Origin of the sequence: Gluconobacter frateurii (assembly GCF_002723955.1) — a bacterium.
GTDB classification, from domain to species: Bacteria; Pseudomonadota; Alphaproteobacteria; order Acetobacterales; family Acetobacteraceae; genus Gluconobacter; species Gluconobacter frateurii.
Genome location: NZ_BEWN01000002.1, coordinates 455,180 through 474,290 on the forward strand (window position 1 = coordinate 455,180; position 19,111 = coordinate 474,290).

General features: G+C 57.8%; 19 protein-coding genes. 12 read left to right on the plus strand and 7 right to left on the minus strand.

Annotated elements, in window-relative coordinates; all coding sequences use genetic code 11:
- The first annotated feature begins 87 nt into the window (after positions 1-87).
- The 5 genes from GFR01_RS07555 to GFR01_RS07575 all read left to right on the plus strand — a co-directional run bounded on the left by GFR01_RS07555 (position 88) and on the right by GFR01_RS07575 (position 6,266).
- Entirely contained in the window at positions 88-2,613 is a 2,526-nt protein-coding gene (locus GFR01_RS07555; protein ID WP_099181922.1) for a TonB-dependent receptor plug domain-containing protein, read from the plus strand.
- Positions 2,614-2,762: 149 nt separating this feature from the next.
- Positions 2,763-3,101, plus strand: coding sequence for a P-II family nitrogen regulator (locus tag GFR01_RS07560; protein ID WP_029495718.1), 339 nt, complete (start codon positions 2,763-2,765; stop codon positions 3,099-3,101).
- Positions 3,101-4,444 carry an ammonium transporter gene (locus GFR01_RS07565; protein WP_099181923.1) on the plus strand — a complete coding sequence of 448 codons (1,344 nt, stop codon included), beginning with the start codon at positions 3,101-3,103 and terminating at the stop codon, positions 4,442-4,444. The genes GFR01_RS07560 and GFR01_RS07565 overlap by 1 nt, the downstream gene beginning before the upstream one ends.
- A 58-nt stretch (positions 4,445-4,502) precedes the next feature.
- Positions 4,503-5,063: a hypothetical protein gene (locus GFR01_RS07570; protein WP_099181924.1), complete on the plus strand. Its 561-nt coding sequence runs from the start codon at positions 4,503-4,505 to the stop codon at positions 5,061-5,063.
- A gap of 219 nt (positions 5,064-5,282) precedes the next feature.
- On the plus strand, positions 5,283-6,266 hold the full coding sequence (locus GFR01_RS07575) for a hypothetical protein (protein ID WP_099182133.1): 984 nt from the start codon (positions 5,283-5,285) through the stop codon (positions 6,264-6,266).
- An 8-nt stretch (positions 6,267-6,274) separates the two neighbouring features.
- Here the strand turns inward: GFR01_RS07575 and GFR01_RS07580 are convergent, their stop codons facing one another.
- The gene (locus tag GFR01_RS07580) at positions 6,275-7,060 is read right to left on the minus strand and encodes a meso-2,3-butanediol dehydrogenase (RefSeq protein ID WP_099181925.1); all 786 of its coding nucleotides are present in this window, start codon (positions 7,058-7,060) and stop codon (positions 6,275-6,277) included.
- Between the two features lie 72 nt (positions 7,061-7,132).
- Between GFR01_RS07580 and GFR01_RS07585 the strand changes: the two genes are divergently transcribed.
- Positions 7,133-7,408, plus strand: coding sequence for a helix-hairpin-helix domain-containing protein (locus GFR01_RS07585; RefSeq protein ID WP_099181926.1), 276 nt, complete (start codon positions 7,133-7,135; stop codon positions 7,406-7,408).
- Here the strand turns inward: GFR01_RS07585 and GFR01_RS07590 are convergent.
- The gene (locus GFR01_RS07590) at positions 7,405-8,304 is read right to left on the minus strand and encodes a retroviral-like aspartic protease family protein (protein WP_099181927.1); all 900 of its coding nucleotides are present in this window, start codon (positions 8,302-8,304) and stop codon (positions 7,405-7,407) included. The genes GFR01_RS07585 and GFR01_RS07590 overlap by 4 nt on opposite strands.
- The gene (locus GFR01_RS07595; protein ID WP_099181928.1) at positions 8,301-9,251 is read right to left on the minus strand and encodes a tyrosine recombinase XerC; all 951 of its coding nucleotides are present in this window, start codon (positions 9,249-9,251) and stop codon (positions 8,301-8,303) included. The genes GFR01_RS07590 and GFR01_RS07595 overlap by 4 nt, the downstream gene beginning before the upstream one ends.
- Before the next feature lie 33 nt (positions 9,252-9,284).
- Between GFR01_RS07595 and GFR01_RS07600 the strand changes: the two genes are divergently transcribed.
- Positions 9,285-11,525, plus strand: a complete 2,241-nt coding sequence (locus GFR01_RS07600) for a primosomal protein N' (protein ID WP_099181929.1) — start codon at positions 9,285-9,287, stop codon at positions 11,523-11,525.
- A 47-nt stretch (positions 11,526-11,572) separates the two neighbouring features.
- Here the strand turns inward: GFR01_RS07600 and GFR01_RS07605 are convergent, their stop codons facing one another.
- From GFR01_RS07605 to ykgO, 3 genes are all read right to left on the minus strand, one after another.
- A complete protein-coding gene (locus GFR01_RS07605) occupies positions 11,573-11,803 on the minus strand; it encodes a hypothetical protein (RefSeq protein WP_082872605.1) in 231 nt (76 codons plus the stop codon).
- A gap of 64 nt (positions 11,804-11,867) precedes the next feature.
- Positions 11,868-12,530, minus strand: a complete 663-nt coding sequence (locus GFR01_RS07610) for a tetratricopeptide repeat protein (RefSeq protein WP_099181930.1) — start codon at positions 12,528-12,530, stop codon at positions 11,868-11,870.
- A gap of 5 nt (positions 12,531-12,535) precedes the next feature.
- Positions 12,536-12,661, minus strand: a complete 126-nt coding sequence (gene ykgO, locus GFR01_RS07615; RefSeq protein ID WP_007281615.1) for a type B 50S ribosomal protein L36 — start codon at positions 12,659-12,661, stop codon at positions 12,536-12,538.
- A gap of 136 nt (positions 12,662-12,797) precedes the next feature.
- Between ykgO and GFR01_RS07620 the strand changes: the two genes are divergently transcribed.
- The 5 genes from GFR01_RS07620 to GFR01_RS07640 all read left to right on the plus strand — a co-directional run bounded on the left by GFR01_RS07620 (position 12,798) and on the right by GFR01_RS07640 (position 17,934).
- Positions 12,798-13,292 carry a hypothetical protein gene (locus tag GFR01_RS07620; RefSeq protein WP_244902200.1) on the plus strand — a complete coding sequence of 165 codons (495 nt, stop codon included), beginning with the start codon at positions 12,798-12,800 and terminating at the stop codon, positions 13,290-13,292.
- Positions 13,293-13,458: 166 nt separating this feature from the next.
- Complete coding sequence (locus GFR01_RS07625) at positions 13,459-15,468, plus strand: FUSC family protein (RefSeq protein WP_099181932.1); 2,010 nt, start codon at positions 13,459-13,461, stop codon at positions 15,466-15,468.
- Positions 15,462-15,662 carry a DUF1656 domain-containing protein gene (locus tag GFR01_RS07630; protein WP_099181933.1) on the plus strand — a complete coding sequence of 67 codons (201 nt, stop codon included), beginning with the start codon at positions 15,462-15,464 and terminating at the stop codon, positions 15,660-15,662. The genes GFR01_RS07625 and GFR01_RS07630 overlap by 7 nt, the downstream gene beginning before the upstream one ends.
- 16 nt (positions 15,663-15,678) lie before the next feature.
- Entirely contained in the window at positions 15,679-16,629 is a 951-nt protein-coding gene (locus GFR01_RS07635) for an efflux RND transporter periplasmic adaptor subunit (RefSeq protein WP_063903163.1), read from the plus strand.
- 117 nt (positions 16,630-16,746) lie between these two features.
- Entirely contained in the window at positions 16,747-17,934 is a 1,188-nt protein-coding gene (locus GFR01_RS07640) for a lipase family protein (RefSeq protein WP_099181934.1), read from the plus strand.
- Between the two features lie 37 nt (positions 17,935-17,971).
- Here the strand turns inward: GFR01_RS07640 and GFR01_RS07645 are convergent, their stop codons facing one another.
- Entirely contained in the window at positions 17,972-19,087 is a 1,116-nt protein-coding gene (locus tag GFR01_RS07645) for a CDP-glycerol glycerophosphotransferase family protein (protein ID WP_099181935.1), read from the minus strand.
- Positions 19,088-19,111: the final 24 nt, after the last annotated feature.

Genomic DNA, 19,111 nt, shown 5'->3' on the forward strand with positions numbered 1-19,111 from the left:
ATACATTTTGAGGGAGGAATAATTCTAGACACATTAAAAAACGTTCCTAATCTGAACTGAACACCGGATCTGATTAGGACTGCCTGAATGCGCCTCAAGTCACTTCTTCTCGCTACTACCATCGTTACGGTTCTGCATCCAGCACATCAGGCCTCTGCTGCCGTGCATAAATCGACCAAGGCCACGACGCCTGCGAAGGGAACGGTCAAAACTACAGGGAAGAAAACAGTCGTCCGTCAGGCTGCTGCTACGCCGCGTCGCCCCCATGCGGTTGATAGCAACAGCAATGAGCAGATGATCGTGACGGGAACGCATGCGTTCAACCGTCGTGCCCGTGATTCCACGAGCCCGATCAGTGTTCTTACGGCTGCAACGTTGCGTCGTTCCGGTCAGATGAACCTTGCGGATGCCATTGTCCGTACGGACCCGTCGATTACGGTTAACGCTATGGGAGCCGATGCCGGTGCGCTGACGTCCTCGATCCGTATGCGTGGTCTGAACCCGAACGAAGTTCTGGTTCTCGTGGATGGAAAGCGCCGTCATACGACAGCCAACATCTACGCGGATGCCGGTCCGCAGCAGGGCTCAACGCCGGTCGATCTTAACATGATTCCGGCCTCTGCAATTGATCACATCGAAATCCTGCGTGATGGTGCGGCCGCCATGTATGGCTCGGACGCCATCGCAGGCGTTGTGAACATCATTCTGAAAAAGACACCGCACGGTCTGAACATGACCGCCCAAACGGGTGCAAACGCCTATAACGGCGATGGCTGGCAGTATCAGCTTGGTGCGGATGGAGGCTTCGGCTTTCTGGGTGACGGCTATGTCCACATCAGCGGACAGATGTACCACACCGATCACATGGTCCCGAACACGACAGACGTGCGAACGGTGCCGGGAAATTCCGAATATAGTGGCTATAATGTTCCCCATAACTCCAACAAGATCCTGAGTACGCCGGAAGAAACCCGTGAAAACCTCAGCATCGAGTTCGGCAAGACGCTGACCGAAGGTGTGACGGGTTATGGCCTCATCACCTATGCTCACCGTCATTCCGAGGCGTACGAAAACTATCGTATGCCGTCTGTTGCCCCAACGCTGTATCCCTATGGGTTCTCTCCGCTCGAAACTATTGAAGAGAACGATTATGCCGCTACGCTGGGTCTGAAGGGGGACAATTTCTTCGGTTTCTCATGGGACCTCAGCTCCACTTATGGTGCGGATGAAGACGATATCGGCAACAAGAACACCGCCAATCCAAATCTGATTGCATCTACGGGAACGTCTCCAACGACGGTTCGCGCCGAGACGTATCGCCTGTCCCAGTGGACCAACAATCTGGATTTCCGCCGGCAGTTGAAGATCGCCGATCTTGTGCCGGTCACGGTGGCTTTCGGCGGCGAGCATCGTCTTGAGACCTACCAGATCTGGCCGGGCGAAGTTGGATCTTATGCTGACGGTGGAACGCAGGGTTATGCGGGCTTGATGCCAGAGAACGCCGGTAAGTGGAGCCGTGACGTCTGGGCTGCCTATCTTGATGGTGACTTCCATCCGCTGAAGCACTGGGATCTCGATTTTGCAGGCCGTTTTGAGCATTACACGGACGTTGGCAATACCGAGAATGGCAAGGTTTCCACACGGTACGACATCACCAAGCGCATTGCCGTTCGCGCCACGATCAGCAATGGTTTCCGTGCTCCAACCCTGCCGGAAGAAAACTTCAGCTCTCTGAATGTGTCGCCGACGGGTGCATCCGGTCTGCTGTCCACGTCCGGTGCAGCTGGCAAGAGTCTTGGCGCGCAGCATCTGAAGCCTGAACGCTCCACCAGCGCTGAGGGCGGGATCATTCTCGAGCCTGTTGATGGGTGGCATATCTCGGCAGATGTCTATCAGATCAACATTCGTGATCGGATTTCCGGCGCTGGCTCTGTTTATGGTGATTCCGCCATCTCGGCCATTGCAATGACGGGGGCGACATTACCAACAGGTATTACGTCAGCTGATGTATCCGCCAATTACTTTGCCAATGTAGGCAGCACGCGCACCCAGGGACTGGATATCCAGTCTGACTATCTGCTGCACATGCATCAGTATGGCAACCTGGACCTGACCATGGCTCTGAATCTCAACCGGACCCGTGTCAGCCACATCAACACGAACTCGCAGGGCAATCCTTACCTCAACGAGCAGAGCATCGCGTATCTGACGTCCACCTCTCCGCGTAGCAAGATCATCCTGAACGCGTACTGGACCATTGGGAAGTGGGATGTGAACGTTCGCCAGACCCGTTATGGCGAAACCACATCCATGCTGACCTATCAGGATCAGACGCCTGCCAGCCTGACCTGCAAGGGGCAGAGCCTTCAGTATTCCAACGTTTGCTGGGGACAGTTCAAGAATACGCCGGTCTGGCTGACGGATCTTGAGGTCGGGTACCGTCTCAATCACATGTGGCACTTCGCGGTGGGCGCCAATAACATCTTCAACCAGCGTCCGCGTCGTCTGACCAAGTATCTTAACTACCTTGGAGCAAATGCCTACGACACGGATTCTTCCGGTATCGGCATCGCTGGCGGCTACTATTACGGTCGTATCAACGCCACGTTCTGATCTTTCTTCAAGACCCAGACGGAGCAGAAATGCCCGGAGGTGCCGGTTTCCCGGTGCCTCCGGGCTGTTTCGTATATTGTTGTTGAACTGGTACAATCTGGGCCATACTGCCCACCAGTCTGCTGATACCCAACGAGGATATGCCGTTCGTGAAGCTCGTCACCGCCATAATCAAACCCTTCAAGCTTGACGATGTCCGGGAGGCGTTGACGCCGCTGGGCGTGCAAGGTCTGACCGTCACGGAAGTCAAAGGCTTTGGCCGCCAGAAAGGCCAGACGGAAATCTATCGTGGCGCTGAGTACCACGTCAGTTTCCTGCCGAAGCTCAAGATTGAAATCGCGGTGGCGGATTCCGTTGTGGAAGACGTGATCGAAGCAATCATGACGGCTGCTCGCACGGGCAAGATTGGCGACGGCAAGATCATGGTTTCGAACCTCGATCAGCTCATTCGTATTCGTACGGGAGAGACCGGGGAGGGCGCTCTGTGATGAAGGGCTCCTGTCTTTCACTTATGGCAGCTGCGGCTCTTCTACCCGCCTCTGCGATGGCTGCGGATGCACCGGCGGCAATTGATACGGGCGATACAGCCTGGATGCTGATCAGCACTGCTCTTGTGCTGATGATGACCGTTCCGGGTCTGGCGCTGTTCTATGGCGGCATGGTGCGCAAGAAGAACGTTCTTGCCACGCTGATCCAGTCTTTCGCCATCTGCTGTATCGCCAGCCTTGTCTGGATGGTTGCGGGTTACAGTCTGGCGTTCTCGAACGGTACGCCGTGGATCGGTGATCTGTCCCGCGCGCTCTTGAATGGTGTGGCTGCCAATTTCCATAACGGTGTGGATTCCGCCTTTACGCTGGGCGCCGGGACGGCAGCCGCCGTTCCGATGACGATCCCAGAGAGTGTCTACATGATGTTCCAGATGACGTTCGCCGTCATCACGCCAGCCCTGATTACAGGGGCTTATGCGGAACGCATGAAGTTCTCGTCCATGTGCGTTTTCACCATTCTGTGGCTGCTGATGGTTTATGCGCCCGTGGCTCACTGGGTATGGAGCCCGACAGGCTGGGTCGCAGGTCTCGGCGCCGTTGACTTTGCCGGTGGCACAGTCGTGCACATTAACTCCGGTGTGGCCGGTCTGGTCTGTGCGTATGTTCTGGGCAAGCGTCGTGGCATTGGAACGGATGATATGTCTCCGTTCAACCTGACTTACGCCATTATCGGTGCGTCCCTGCTCTGGGTTGGCTGGTTCGGCTTCAATGCCGGGTCGGCTCTGGGTGCCAATGGGCGTGCTGGCATGGCCATGCTGACGACGCAGCTTGCGGCAGCCGCCGGTGGTGTGGCGTGGATGATCGTTGAATGGGCGCGGACCGGTAAGCCAACGGCGCTTGGTATCATTTCCGGTGTTGTGGCAGGTCTTGTGGCGATTACGCCGGCAGCCGGTTTTGTTCTTCCGGGTGGCGCAGTCGTAATCGGTCTGATCGCGGGTGCGGTCTGCTTCTGGAGTGCCACATGGCTCAAGCATGCGCTGGGCTATGATGACAGTCTTGATGCGTTTGGCGTGCACGGTACGGGTGGTATTATCGGCGCTCTGCTGACAGGTGTTCTGGCTTACGGCCCGCTGTCTGCGACGGATGCCAATCCAAAAGGAACGGTTGGCAGCCTGTCGCAGCTTCTGGCGCAGGCTGAAGCTGTCTGCGTGACGATTGTCTGGTGTGTCATCATGACGTTTGTGATCCTGAAAATTCTGGATCGCGTCATGGGTCTGCGTGTTTCTGCGGAAGAGGAGCTTGAAGGCCTCGACATGACCATGCATGGTGAGCGCATCAACTGAGCGTAGTCACTGGCGTTTCCGGGCCGGAGGGCTGCGACCCTCCGGTTGACAGACAAGGATGTTTTTCATGGTTTCCAACCGTTTGCTGTCCCGCCTTTCGCTCGCCACTGTTCTGGCGGCCGGGCTTGCCTCTGTTTCCGCCCACGCCATGACGGCGAAGGAATGTCACGCCGCTTTCCAGTCCGCCAAGAAAGGCGGCACGCTGAATGGCCAGAGCTATAAGGCGTTCAAGGCTGCAAGCTGTGGTACGGAAACGGCAGAGGCTGCACCGACCGCTGCGGCTCCAGCGACAGCAACTGCTGCTCCGGCATCGGCAGCCACAGCGCCGACGACGACTGTTCCCGTCACGACGGGTAAGGCCAATCCGCCTGACTCATCCGTGGCCGGTACGAAGGCTCCGATTGCGTCCAAGAGCGCACCTGTCACGTCTGGCAACGTCGTGTTTCCGAGTGCTGTTTCTTCCCAGTATTCCAGCCTCTCTGCTGGTAAGGCGCGCATGAAGACCTGCGTGGCTCAGTACAATGCCAACAAGGCCAATGGCGGCAATGGCAACCTGAAGTGGATTCAGAAGGGCGGCGGATACTGGTCTCAGTGCAACACCCGTCTGAAGGGCGAATAATCTTCGCCTTCCCGGGTTGCAGAAGCCTCCGTTCCTCATCGGGACGGGGGCTTTTTTTATGGCGGCTTTTTCGTGAAGGGATAACGGGGCAAAACCGGTTGCACCCATGCGGATCATGATCGACAAACGGCCAGCAGAAAACGTTATGAGAATGGCGATGACCTTATGACGGCGTTGGATCGGAACCTCTGGCCTGGCTTGTGCAGACGTCTCACTCTCATGAAATGGTTGGCCCTGTGTGTTATGGTCGGGGCATTATCAAGTGGCTCATTGCAGGCTGAAGACAGTTCCGACTGTGTCACCGCCCCGATATTGCTGCCTTTGCTGGGAGGAGAGGGGGATGCCCCTCTGATCCCGGTCACGATCAATGGTAAAAGCGCGGCGATGTATGTCAGCCCGTCGTTTGACAGTATCTATGTGCGAAACGCGCAGGGCATCACATTTGCTGACAGGGATGAGCCTACCACTGTCATCATCAATGGCACCTACAAGGAACAGGCGTCGCGCTCCAGGATTGATGAACTTGTTCTCGACGAAACACCCCTGAAAAACGTGGATGTCATTCGCCTCGATACGCCAAGCGCGCAGATCGTTGATGGGAGGCCTGTCGTAGGTGTTCTGGGACGAACGGCGCTTTCCAGCCTTGCCGTCCTGGTGGATATTCCAGAGCGGCAGTTTGCCTATCTGGATTTCAGCGACAAAGAGGCCTGCAAAGGCACGATTGACAGATTTCTGGGAAAAGAAAGCCATTCTGCTGAAATGGAAGATGACTTTACGGTTCACATCCGTATCGGGACCAGAAAGAAGCGTGTCAGTCTCGACCCGGACCTGACATACACAACGTTTCCCTCATTCTGGATGTCATCCCTGAAAGACAATTTGCAGGTCTTGGATAGCCAGAAGAAATTCACCCATTACGACAGCTTCATGAGTGTTGGGCAGGCGGCGCAGGTCAGGGACCTCTTTATGGGAGGCGCGCCAATCAGGGACGAGAAAGTTCTGTTTCAGGACGAGGTGGAGATTGGCAGCCTTGGACTGCCCTTTTTCGCTGACAAGATCATCATCTGGAGCCTTGGCCGGAACCGCCTTTATTTCGTGCAACCCGCTCATATTAAACCCATGCCCAAAGGACAGTCGCTCCACTTCTTCGCGACTCATTCCGGCAGTGTTGCTGTTCGGGACGGGCATGGGAATGTGCGGTAGGGCGTTCTTTAGTCCATCGGGAATGGTGGCTGGCCATTCGATGCTGTCACACCGCCATCAACGGGCATGATGAGACCCGTAATATAGGCTGCATCGTCGCTGGCCAGGAACGTGATGGCAGCGGCCATATCCTCGGGCTCTCCCAGTCTTTGGAGGGGAACGCGGTCTTCAACACTTTTGACAAAGGCCGGGTTTTTCAGGGCATCAGCTGTCATGGCGGTCCGTGTCACGGATGGGCAAATGGCGTTGACGCGCACACCGTCCTTTCCATGATCCATTGCCAGAACGCGTGTCAGATTAACGACGCCCCCCTTGGCGACATCATAATAAGCTGTGTTCCAGTCGCCCCTCATGCCTGAAACGGAAGCTGTATTGACGATGTTGCCTTTGCTTTCGATGAGGAGTGGCAGAAAGGTGCGGCTGACATTCAGCGTACCGGTCAGTGTTGTGGCGCAGACGGTCTGCCAGGCCGACAGATCACCATCCAGAACAGTCCCCATGGTGGTGACACCCGCATTGTTCACCAGAATATCCAGTGTTCCAAAAGTCTGCTTTGTGAAAGCAAGAAGTGCCTCGACCTGGTCGGGTTGTGAGATATCCGTCAGGGATGCCTTGGCTTTTGTTGAATCAAGGGATGCCATGACAGTCTTGAGCGTGGCGTCATCCCGGTCGACCAGAAGGACATGGGCCCCTTCTTCAAGAAACCGCAGAGCCGTTGCATGCCCGATCCCGGACGCTGCGCCCGTTACAAGAACCTTCCGGCCAATGAAACGTGATAATCCGTGGAGTGCCATGAATAATGTCCTTTTGTTGCTAGGACATTAAGGTGTCAGTGCGTGCAGGGTTGCTTGAATAAGGACAGCGGGATGAGCGATCTCTCAAAGCTGAAGAATGTGGGTAAAGCGGCTCTGGCGGATTTCGCAGTTCTGGGAATTGCGTCAACGGCGCAACTGGCTGCGTGCGAACCCGATGATCTCTATGTGAAACTCTGCGCGCTGACGGGACAGCGGCATGATCCCTGCGTCCACGATGTGTTCGCCGCGACCATCCATCAGGCCCGGACCGGAGAAGCCCTGAACTGGTGGACTTTCACGCCCGCCCGGAAGGAACGCATGAAAGCCGGGACGTTCTGTAAAGTCTAACGAACGAAAATCTGGCTCGTCGCGTAGGACAGCCAGATGTCATGCTTGGCGAACCAGTCTGATCCCAGAAGCATATCCGTCTGATCGTGGACTGGGGCTACGGTCAGAACCGGGTTCTCCCAGACCGTGCCGCCCATGGAAAAGCGTTTGAAGCGATGCCAGTGATAGCGGCGCTCATGCAGGTCTACCCCGGCTGTTGTCCCGCCGGGATCCAGAGCTAGAAGCTCATCCGTCAGACCTAGCCGATAAGCGAAATCCGTACTGACGATATGCGAGCGTGCCCCACTATCCAGCAAGGCGGTTCCGCGAGCACCGTCCAGTGTGAATGTAACCATCATGCGCCCGTCAATGACTCGGGCAGGCACGGTGCTCCATTCGCCTTTCCATGAGGGGGCAAGTTGGCAGTCTGGAGAGTTGGGCAGGATTTTCCAGAACACGAGCCGCTGGTGTGACACGTCGAATTCCAGATCGTAGCCATCCAGCACATCCGCTCCCAAAAGTCCCAGAATGGGTGGGTGAATCATGGGCGAACCGGGCAAGGACCCGACGGGCATGGACCCTGCTCCCAGTGAAAGGTGCCCGAGGCGTAGGTCGGTGATCCGAATGTTCGGAACAAGTCGCGGCGCACCATTTGGCCCCTGCATGACAGTATGGCGATCCGGGTCCTGCGGCAGATGAAGGGTGGCAATGCCCTGAGGCGTCATCAGACTGCCTTGCGACCCTGTATCCACGATCATGGACGCGGCCTGCCCGTTGATCTGGACGGGAACGCTCAGGTATCCGCCATCATCATGCAAGGGGAGGACTGTAGCTTGTTCCATACGACAGGCACTTGCTTCAGCGCGGCCGGTCAGAGCCAGGAGGGCCGTCAATAAGCCCCCGATCAGTCGTTTCATTCCTGCTCCGCGCGTGGATGTGCCTTACGCCAGACGTCCAGCAGGTGCTTTTCGTCCGCCAGCGTATAGGCTTGGGTGGTGGAAAGACTGGCGTGACCCATGAGTTCCTGAATGGCACGCAAATCTGCGCCACCTTCCATCAGATGAGTGGCAAAGGAGTGGCGCAACGCATGGGGGGTAGCGGAATCCGGTAATCCTTCCCCTTTGCGCCATTCCCGCATGGCACGTTGCGCCACGCCGGGGTTCAGCCGGCCACCGCGTGTACCGCAGAACAATGGAGCGTCGGGGGAGGGGGACGGATGGGCAGCTTTCCACGTTTCTAACGCCTCTCGTACGGCGGGAAGGAGAGGAACGAGGCGTTCTTTCCCACCCTTGCCGACAACCCGAAGCATGTTCTCGCCTGCGTTTGAAAGATCCCGCACATCTAAAGCGAGAGCTTCGCCAATGCGTAACCCGGTGCCGTAGAGTAGCGTGAAGAGCGCCTTGTCCCGGAGCGCGGCGGCGCTGGTATAGGCGTCGTCGGAAATCCCTTCGGGGGCGGCAAGGGCCTGTTCCTGCCCAAGGGGGCGGGGAAGGCGCTTTTTCAGGCGCGGTGTGGCCAGAAGCCCGGGAGCTGGGTTCGATACATCGAACCGAACGGCCAGATAACGGTAGAAGGACCGCAAAGCTGACACCCGACGTGCTCGGGACCGCGCACGGGAGTCTGCATTGGTGGCGCGGCGTGTAGGCTTTTCACTGCGAGCGGTTTCATGGGCCAGCCAGGCGCGCAAATCGGCCAGAGAGAGTTTTGCGAGGGATGCCAGATCAACGTCCCCCCCCAGATGCTGCTCGAAAAAGGCCAGCGCCAGAACAATATCGTGCCGGTAGGCCTCGACCGTTCGCAGGCTGGAGCGCCGCTCATGGGTCAGCCATTCGGTCCAGTCGCGCAATGCTTCATGGGCCATCATGGCATTTCGGGCTCAGGGAGGTTAGACACAGGCATGGCATCCAGCAGCCTACCCAAGCCTGACCTCTGGCGAAAGCCACCCTCCGCCGGAACACGCGTTTCGGTGCTCGTTCCGCTGCCTTTTCCAGGGCCGCTGGACTATCTGGCATCCATGCCGCTTCAGCCGGGCGATCTGGTCGCGGTGCCGTTGGGAAAGCGGGATATTGTTGGGTGCGTCTGGGATACAACCACCACGGTTCCCGCTGATTTTGCGACGGCACCAGGGCGGGAAGTTCCGCTATCGCGTTTGCGTCCGGTGGTTGAAAAGCTGGATGTACGCCCTTTGCCGGGCAGCCTGCGGCGGTTCATCGACTGGGTGGCGGCCTATACGCTGACGCCGCCTGGGCTGGTGCTGGCTATGGCGACCCGTATTCATCTGAAGGACGCGCCAAAACCTGTCCTTGGCTGGGTTCGTACGGATCAGTCTGAAGATGGCCTGCGTGTAACGCCAGCCCGTCGCGCCGTTCTCGATGTGGCGTCCAGCACACCGATGACGACGTCTGATCTTGCGGCGGCCAGCGGTGCCAGTTCTGCCGTTATCCGAGGACTTGCGACGGCTGGTCTGTTGCGGGAAGCCGTGATTTCGGTGGCTGCTCCGTTCGCAACCCCGGACCCGACCCATGGCGCACCGCAGCTTTCTGAAGAACAGGCAGAGGTTGCACAGCAGCTTTGCCGTCCTGTGAAAGAGCAGCGGTTTGACGTGACCCTGCTTGAGGGCGTGACGGGGTCTGGCAAAACGGAAGTGTATTTCGAGGCTGTGGCGGCCTGTCTGGCTCAAAGAAAGCAGGTTCTGGTCCTGCTGCCGGAAATTGCCCTGTCAGCGCAGTGGACGGATCGTTTCATCCGCCGGTTTGGGGCCGAGCCGGCTGTCTGGCATTCCGATCTTGGGACTAAACGTCGCCGTGAAACATGGCGTGCTGTTGCTGACGGCACGGCCCGTGTTGTCGTCGGGGCACGATCGGCGCTGTTCTTGCCGTTTGAAGATCTGGGTCTCGTTGTGGTGGACGAGGAGCATGAGAGCGCCTTCAAGCAGGAAGAGGGCGTCATGTATCATGGGCGGGATATGGCGGTCGTCCGCGCCCGTCTCGCCAATGCTCCTGCCATTCTCGTTTCTGCCACGCCGTCACTTGAGACTTTGGCGAATGTGGAGAGCGGCCGGTACCATCATGAACTTCTGACTGCCCGTCATGGTGGGGCGACAATGCCGGAAGTCTCTCTGGTGGATATGCGGTCCGATCCGCCGGAGCGCGGGCTGTTTCTCTCGCCAGTGCTCTGCAACGCCATTGATGAGACGCTGAAGAACGGGGAGCAGGCGATGCTGTTCCTCAACCGCCGTGGGTATGCACCGCTGACGCTCTGTCGTGCTTGCGGGCATCGGATGCAGTGTCCTAACTGTTCCACCTGGCTGGTGGAACATCGGGCGCGCGGTATCCTGACCTGCCATCATTGCGGCCATACAGAGAGTATTCCGTCGGACTGTCCGCAATGCCATGCCGAACATTCGCTCGTACCGATTGGGCCGGGGATCGAGCGTATTACGGAAGAGGCGAAGCTGCGTTTTCCAGAGGCGAAGATCCTTGTTATGTCTTCGGATACGCTCGGGTCTCCGGCTGCAACGGCGGAGGCTGTGCGGAAGATCACGGATGGCGAGGTCAATCTCATCATCGGGACACAAATCGTCGCCAAGGGCTGGCATTTCCCCAAGCTGACGCTTGTAGGTGTGGTGGATGCGGATCTGGGCTTAGGCGGCGGTGACTTGCGGGCCGCGGAACGTACGGTTCAGCTTCTGCATCAGGTGGCGGGTCGTGCAGGGCGTGCTGAACGGCCGGGTCGTGTACTGCTTCAAAGCTATGTGGGTGAGCATCCGGTCATGACGGCGCTCGTCTCCAACGATTTCCAGACCTTCATGGAGCAGGAAGCGGAGCAGAGACGTCCGTCTTTCTGGCCGCCTTATGGGCGGCTGGCGGCGTTGATTGTCAGTGCGGCGACAGCAGATGCGGCGGATGCGCTGGCAAAGGAAATTGCGTTTGCGGCACCGGAACGGGAAGGGGTTCAGGTTCTAGGCCCGGCGCCTGCCCCGCTGGCTGTTCTGCGAGGGCGGCATCGGCGGAGGTTATTGCTGCGGACCATGAAGGGGATCGCAGTGCAGCCGATCCTTCGAGGCTGGCTGAAAGACATCAAGCCTAGAGGAAGTGCGAAAATCGACGTCGATATCGATCCGATTTCGTTTCTTTGAAAAAAGAAAAGGCCAGAACCGTGTTGCAGGATCTGGCCTTTTTCGATTTAGCCCTTCCGGTTGCGGAAGAACTGGATGGTCGCGGCAACGACGGAAATCACGGCCAGAGCCTGCTGGAAGTAGGGACGGAAACGCTTCGGGCCAATGGTTGCCATGGCTGTCATGCCAGCAAGGCCGATTTCGCGGGCGCGCCCTGCATGCTTGCAACAGGCTTTCATCTTGCTGCAACAGCTTTGCTTCGTGGGCACCTGTTCAACGGGAACGGTCTTGGTCTTCATGAAAATCCTCCTGAATAGAGTGAATCAGGGAATGAACGCTGACGAATACAAGAGGTTGTTTCCGTCAGTCTTCCTGTCCGTCTTTCTCTTTCTGAAGGATCTTGAGCTGCTTGTCTGCATCAGGTGTGTGCGGATCAAGTTGCATCATCTGCTTGTAGGCTTTTAGGGCAGCGTCTGGCTCATGCCGGTCGCGCTCAGCCTCGGCCAGCATCGCCCATGCTGTTGCATCTCCCGGATCGGCTTGAATCGCGACGCCCAGATCGGAAATTGCCCCGTTATTGTCACCTGCGGCTGCACGGATGGCGGCACGGTAACGGCGTAGAACGGGTTGATCAGGCTGAATGGCGATGGCGGACGTCAGATCGTCTTCGGCAGTCTGGAAATCATGCTTGCCCAGAGCTTCCTGCGAATCGGTCAGGAGCAGCCGCACGGCTCCCGTGAGGCTGCGGTTCCGCAATGTCTCAGCCTGATCGGCGAGTTTGCGCGCATCTTTGTCGTTTCCAGCCAGAGCGAGAGCCTTTTCCGCTTCGGCAAGCCGTTCCTGAACGGTCTTGTGGTGCGGATGTGTCTTGCTGGAATCGATTTTCGCGGGGGACGGGGAGGCAGTCTGGCCTGTGGATGTTGGGGCGGCAGGCACAGGGGCAGCAGAGGCAGAAAATACCGAAGTACAAAGCAGAACGGCGCCAGCCATCAGCCAGCGCCGTCCAGTTGTCATCCGGCGGATCAAGGCAATTAGCCCTGACGTGCCTTCATGCGCGGGTTCTTCTTGTTGATGATGTAAACGCGTCCACGACGGCGGACAACGCGGCAGTCCTTGTCGCGGACCTTTGCGGACTTCAGGCTGTTGCGGATCTTCATGATGTTTCCAGGCTCTCGACTGTGTGGCCCAAGACGGACCGGATAGCGGGCCGGAACGCCCGCAAAAGGATGGCCCCGCTTACCGATGGTCCGCCAGTGAGTCAAGGACAACTGCGTCCCACAGCGCGGAAAAGCTGTGGCAACGGGTTCTGCAACGGTGTGTGACGACCCTGTCAGAAGGCTTGTCCGGAGAATATTTTCCCCTAATCATGCCGTCATGATCAAGCGTCGCTTTGTGGCCACCCTGCTTCTGGCCGTCCCGCTCTCCTTTCCAGTCCTGGCTCATGCTGCGGACGGAGGGGCCAAAACCAATGATGACGATCCGTCGATCAACGCTCTGGGGATCGGGGTAAACCAGATTCTCAAGGTCCTGCAGGTTCATCCTGATTCCGCCAGCGATTCCTGCATTGGCGCGCTTAAGGAGATGCACGCGGCGCAGGATCAGCTGAGCAAGGAAGAAGGACACGAAAACAATCAGGATGTCGATGTGGCACGGGACGTCACGGCCTCCACCATGGAAGATGTCACGACGATCTGTGGGACAGATGCCCGTACTTTGTGTCGCGAGTCCGCTGGGGGGAATCCGACGCTCGCCGCTGCCTGTCACGCTCTTCCGCATGAAGAAGACTGAAGCGGCTGAGCATCACAACACGGCGATAAATTCCGTCAAATCATGTCATCGGCATTCAGGGGCTAACCATCGTATTGCGGGAGGAGTAGGGTTTTCAGTCTAAGTTGATGACTGGAACTGTAGACTGCTCCGGAATGACCCGTTTGCCTGGCAGGGATAGCCTTTCTTGACCGCCGCATTACAGTCGGTCTTCCGTCCGGGATGGATCCAGTTCAGCCTCAGAACATGGATTGCACTTGTCGTGGCCTTGGCCACGGCTTTCTGGGCTCAGGTCGATACGCCTGCGGGTGCGGGCGTGACGGTCATGATTCTTGCCCAGCCTCTGCGCGGACAGGCGCTCTCCAAAGCACTCTATCGCTTCCTTGGAACGCTTCTGGGAGTTGGTGTCTCCATCCTCCTGATTTCCATGTTCAGTCAGGATCGTGGGCTTTTCCTGGGGGGAGTGGCTTTGTGGATGGCCGGATGTGCCTTTGTGGGGACGCTGGAGCGGGATTTCCGGGCCTATGGTGCTCTCCTGGCTGGCTACATGGTGGCATTGGTCGCCGTCGCCAGCGTTGATGCACCTCAGAACATCTATCATGTCAGTGTGGCGCGTGCCTCAACCGTTGCCATTGGCGTGGCGTCCGTCGCGGTCGTCAATCTTCTGTCTGCCTCTCCGCAGGCCTGGCGCAATCTGGCCAAGGGGCTCCAGAATCTTGGCCAGAGAATCCGTGGGCTGAGTCACGCTGCCATTATGGGAGATCCGCCGCCCTCTGCTCAGGGTACGACGGCGCTGGCGTCTGAAATCCTGTCCCTGATGACGCAGATCTCCTACGCGCGGACGGAACTGGACCGAAGCCGTCTGCGCATGGCGGGTGCCAAGCTCAGTATCATTGGCATGCTGACGGTTCTGACCTGTAGCCGTGCCATTTCCATCCTGCTGAAAGAAGGCGGGGTAACGGATATTCTGGTCCGTTATGTGCGCCAGTGGCACGAGCGGGTTGAAGACGGCACGAACCGTCAGGAAACCATGGGCACCATCCTGTCCAATATCCGGAAGGAAGATCCGGAGTATTTCCCGACCCCGCGCGATGCCTGGTTTCTGGAACGTGCCGCAACGCTGTTGAGTAACCGGCTTCATATTCGCACAGGCATCAGTACGCTGATGAAAGCGACCCCCGCCGGGGAAGCACTCAAGCTGGCAAAGCTCTCAAATAATCCGGACTATATTACGGCCTTCATCAACAGCATGCGTGTGCTGATCGGGTTCAGTTTTATTGCTGCTTTCTGTATCGGGACGGGACAGCCTGCATCTGCGACAGCACTTTCGCAAAGTGCTCTGGTTCTTGTCCTTGCGTCCTCTTCACTGGACACGGCCGTTTTCGGTAAAGGTGCGATGATCGGGACGCCGCTTGGAATTCTGGCCGCAGGTTTTCTGTCTTTCTGGGTTCTGCCTTACGTTTATACCCTTCAGGGGCTGGCGTTTGTTCTGCTCCCCCAGACCGTGATTGCCTGTCTGCTGCTCATGAACCCGAAAACTGCGGCAATCGGTTTTCATTACGGTGCATTCTTTCTGGTCTTTGTTGGGCTTGGTAATCATCACAGTTACGATCCAGCTGCGTTTCTGGAACGAAACACCTTCTATTTCCTGTCAGCGGTTCTCTCTTTCATCCTGCTGGTTCTGTTGTGGCCGCCGACGGCCCGGCGGCATCGCTTCCGCATTGCGGTTGCGATTTCGTCAGATCTGGAATCTCAGTTGGGTGGTCACGGGGAGGCTATGGGTCCGGCCCTTCTGAGCCGGAAGTACGACCGCCTCAGTCAGCTTCTGCTCTGGACGAAGCGTCTTCCCAAAGGGGGGACGGCCTCCGAGCATGTTTTCGAACGTCTTGTGGCGCTGGAGGATCTGTCCAGCACGATTGCGCGTGTGCGACTGTATCTTGATCAGGCTGCGCGGATGCCGTCCCTCAGGCACCTGGTTCGTCCGGCCCGGAAGGCTCTTGCGCGGGACAGTCTGGCGCTTCTGGAAAGCGAGTTGGCCGACATGACGCAGGAATTTCTTGATCGGCTGCGTCTTGGTGCGCCTAGTGAAGAGCTTCTGATCCTCAACTGTGTGGGCGGGCTGGAAGCGGTACGCGTCATGCTCCTGCGGAACCGGACGGCTGTTCATCACTATGGAATAGGACGCAAACGATGGTGATGAGACAGGTTGTAGACCTCGGCGGTCTGCTCGTATCCGCATTTGTCGTCAATCTGGCGCTGTCGCTTCTGACGCTGGCTGTTCTTCGCTGGCTCATGGGCTGGTTTGATCTCTGGCGTTTCGTCTGGGACCCGCCACTGGCCCAGTTCGGTATCCTTATCTGCCTTCTCGGGCTTTATACCCTGATCCTCTGATACAAGGCCGTTTCAAGTGCTCTCCAGTGCTCATCGTCTGATCCGCCTGACCATTACCATTTCCATCCTTGTGGTGGCTGCTGTCGTGGTGGTGATCCTCTGGGATTACTACACGGCCTCTCCGTGGACCCGGAACGGCCAGGTGCGTGTTCAGGTCGCCAATATCGCACCGCGTGTCTCGGGCCAGATCCTGCATGTGAACGTGCAGGACAACCAGCCTGTTCACCGGGGAGACGTCCTGTACGAAATTGATCCATTCGACTTTCAGGTGGCCGTGGACGCGGCCAAGGCCAAAGTTGCTGAACGCAAGGCCGACATGGAGTTCAAGGAAGTTCAGGCCGAGTGGCGCAAAGCCATTCCCGGTGTGGCAGTGTCACAGGAAGAGAAGAAGCAGTATGTCGCCCTCGCGCAGCAGGCGGCGGCGCAATATGCCTCCGCGCAGGCAGATCTGCGTCAGGCGGCAATCAATCTTGATCGTACGAAGGTCCGCAGTTCGCTGGATGGAATTGTGACCAATCTGATCATGCGCCCCGGTGATTTCGCGACGGCAGGCGTCGTAAACATGCACGTGATCGACACGAGCTCATACTGGATTGACGGGTACTTTGAGGAAACCAAGGTTCATGATCTGGATGAAGGCGATCTCGTCCGCATGGATCTGATGGGCTACCATGACCCGCTGTTCGGCCATATCGAGAGTATTACCCGGGGTATTGCCAGCAACAATGCCCTTGTGAACGAGCAGGGACTGCCGACGGTCGATCCGGTTTATACATGGGTGCGCCTGGCGCAGCGTATCCCAGTGCGTGTGAAGATCGACAAGGTCCCGGATGACCTCACACTTGCGGCAGGAATGACCGCGACGGTGACGGTGGTGTCTGAGTCCGGAAACCGGAGGCACCGTTCGACACAGGATGCGTTCCAGCATTTCGGGGACGATGTCCGCCATCTTTTTGGTCATAAGTGACGGATTGTCTTGCGATTTTCACAATCCATTTCTTCTTTCAGCCGTTAGCATGTCTCGCACTTGAAAACGGGGCTTCTGTCAGTCTGCCCTGATTCTGCTAACTGAGAAGGAAGAACTGTGCGCGCATCCCTTTCCTGCCAAACACTGGGTTTCGTCCTGGGTGGGCTGTGTCTTGTCGCAGCATCCTCAACGGCTGAAGCCGCATCTACGGACAAGGCCCGCAAAGCCGGAACACTTGTCAGTTCGGGGCCTCTGGCAGATGCGCTGAGCCTGCCCGATGCGGGAAAGTCGCTGCGGATCACCTACCTTTCGACTGATGGTGTGACAGGCAGAGGGCTCGTGCCCGTGACGGCCGAGGTGATTGTGCCGCCTGGCGAAGCACCCGCCGGTGGCTGGCCCATTGTCGCCTGGGCGCACGGAACTGTTGGTAATGATGACAGTTGCGCGCCGTCTCTGAACCCATATAGCGCTCGCAACACCCAGTATCTCTCGGAATGGATGAAACGTGGCTTTGCCATTGTTGCCACGGACTATCAGGGGCTGGGAACGCCGGGCGTCCACCCTTATCTGAATACCCGTGCTGAAGCCTACAGCGTTCTGGATTCTGTGCGGGCTGCCCTGAAGTCTGTTCCGGGCTTGCAGAACAAGATCATGATCGTTGGCCAGTCGCAGGGTGGTGGCGCAGCGTTTGCATCAGCAGCGTTTGCACCGGCCTATGCGCCAGATCTCAACATCCGTGGAACTGTTGCAACGGGTATCCCGTATCTGACGCCGGAAATCCTTTCGGCCATGCTTGCGGAAGCTGGCAAGGCGAAGGGCTACAGCCCGCTTGTGGCCTATACGCTGCTGATCGGGTCGTCCTACGCTGGCCTGAACCCGCATTTCCGCCCGGAAGAGGCGTTTACAGCCAAGGCCATGCCGGCTTTTAAGGCGGCAGGAACGTCTTGCCTGACCGGTCTGTCCGATCTGGCTGAGAAAGATGGCTTGACGCTGGCGAATGCTCTTCAGCCGACCTATGCCAAGGCCATGTCCCCGGCCATGAAGGGCATGATGTACCCGACCCTGAAGTTGGCACAGCCTCTCTTCGTCGGCACGGGAACCGCTGATGAAGACGTCCCGCTGCAGTTGCAAGTTGGTTTGGTCAGGGCGGCCTGTGCGGCTGGAACTGTGGTGCAGGCGCATTTGTACAAGGGGCTGGATCATTCCCAGACAGTGAACGCGTCCCTGCCGGATTCCGCAGCCTTTACCAAGGCGGTCATGGCGGGTGAGCCTGTGACGCCGCAGTGCACGCCAATCCCACAATAATGTCTTTAGCCCCGGATGTTTGCCATCCGGGGCTTTTTCATGCGTCCGACAGGAAGCGGACAATCGCCTCTGCGGCACGCTGTGACGCGCCCAGCAGCGGCTCCCCGAATGTTTCCCGAAACAGCTTTTCCTGAGCGGGCTTGTAGAGCGCATGGCGTTCCTGCGCCTGTGCCACAGTCGTCATGATGTCTGCGGGGTCATCCACAACATCGCCCAGCGTCCAGTGCAGAAAATAGGGATCATCGCGCCAAGGAATACGACGCGGATTGAGGAAAATGCACGGACGCGGGATCGCCAGAAACTCGTAAACCTGACTGCTGACATCCCCGATATAGAGAGCGGCCTGCGACGTGTAAGTCATGTCCAGCATGGCGTCCGAGCCTGTATCGACCAGAACATCCGCGCTCTGCTGCCGTTTGAGCTGACGCTCCCGGATGCCGAAGCCTCTGTGGAACATCTTGATATGTGGCGCCACAACCAGATTGTAGTCGGTCTGCGCCTTGAAGCCCTTGATGAGAGGGGTCATGCAGGTTGGCGCCGATGTCAGTGCGCGCTGATAGTGGGGGTTGTAGAGTGCAAAAGGCCGGCCATTTGGGAATGAGATGGCGTTCTCTTTGCGAACAGCTTCAAAGACGTCGAATTTCGGGTACCCCACGATCTGGGATACACCTGTCTGGAACATGCCCTTGTCCCGGAAATAAGTCTCTACTTTTGGGCCGGGAACCAGCGTCAGATCAAACTCTCGCACGAGGTGCTCGTCATTGACGTATCTGTCTCCCGCGCCGTGCATCAGAAGGACCAGTTTCGGCCCCTTCAGCCCCATTTCTTTCAGAACACCGGCCGTATATTCCGTCGCGACCACTACGTCATACCGGTTCAGTTCAGCCAGGTTTTCACGCAGAACCAGCAGTCGTTCCTGATCGAGACGCCGGGCCTTCTTCAGCACTTTTGCCTTCCATGATTTGGGAAAGGGTTTGAGTGGAAGGGCAGGAACGCCAAGGGCGCGACGGATACGGGTCAGATGAGTCACGGTCTCGGGGAAGCTGTAGTATTCCGTGACCTCACATCCGGGAATGGCGGCCAGAGCGCTGGCGACAGAGGCTGTGTGGTAGCACTGATACGGTTCGGCAATGTAAATGAAGGCGATGTTCATGGTCGTCTGTTGCGTCCTGACGTC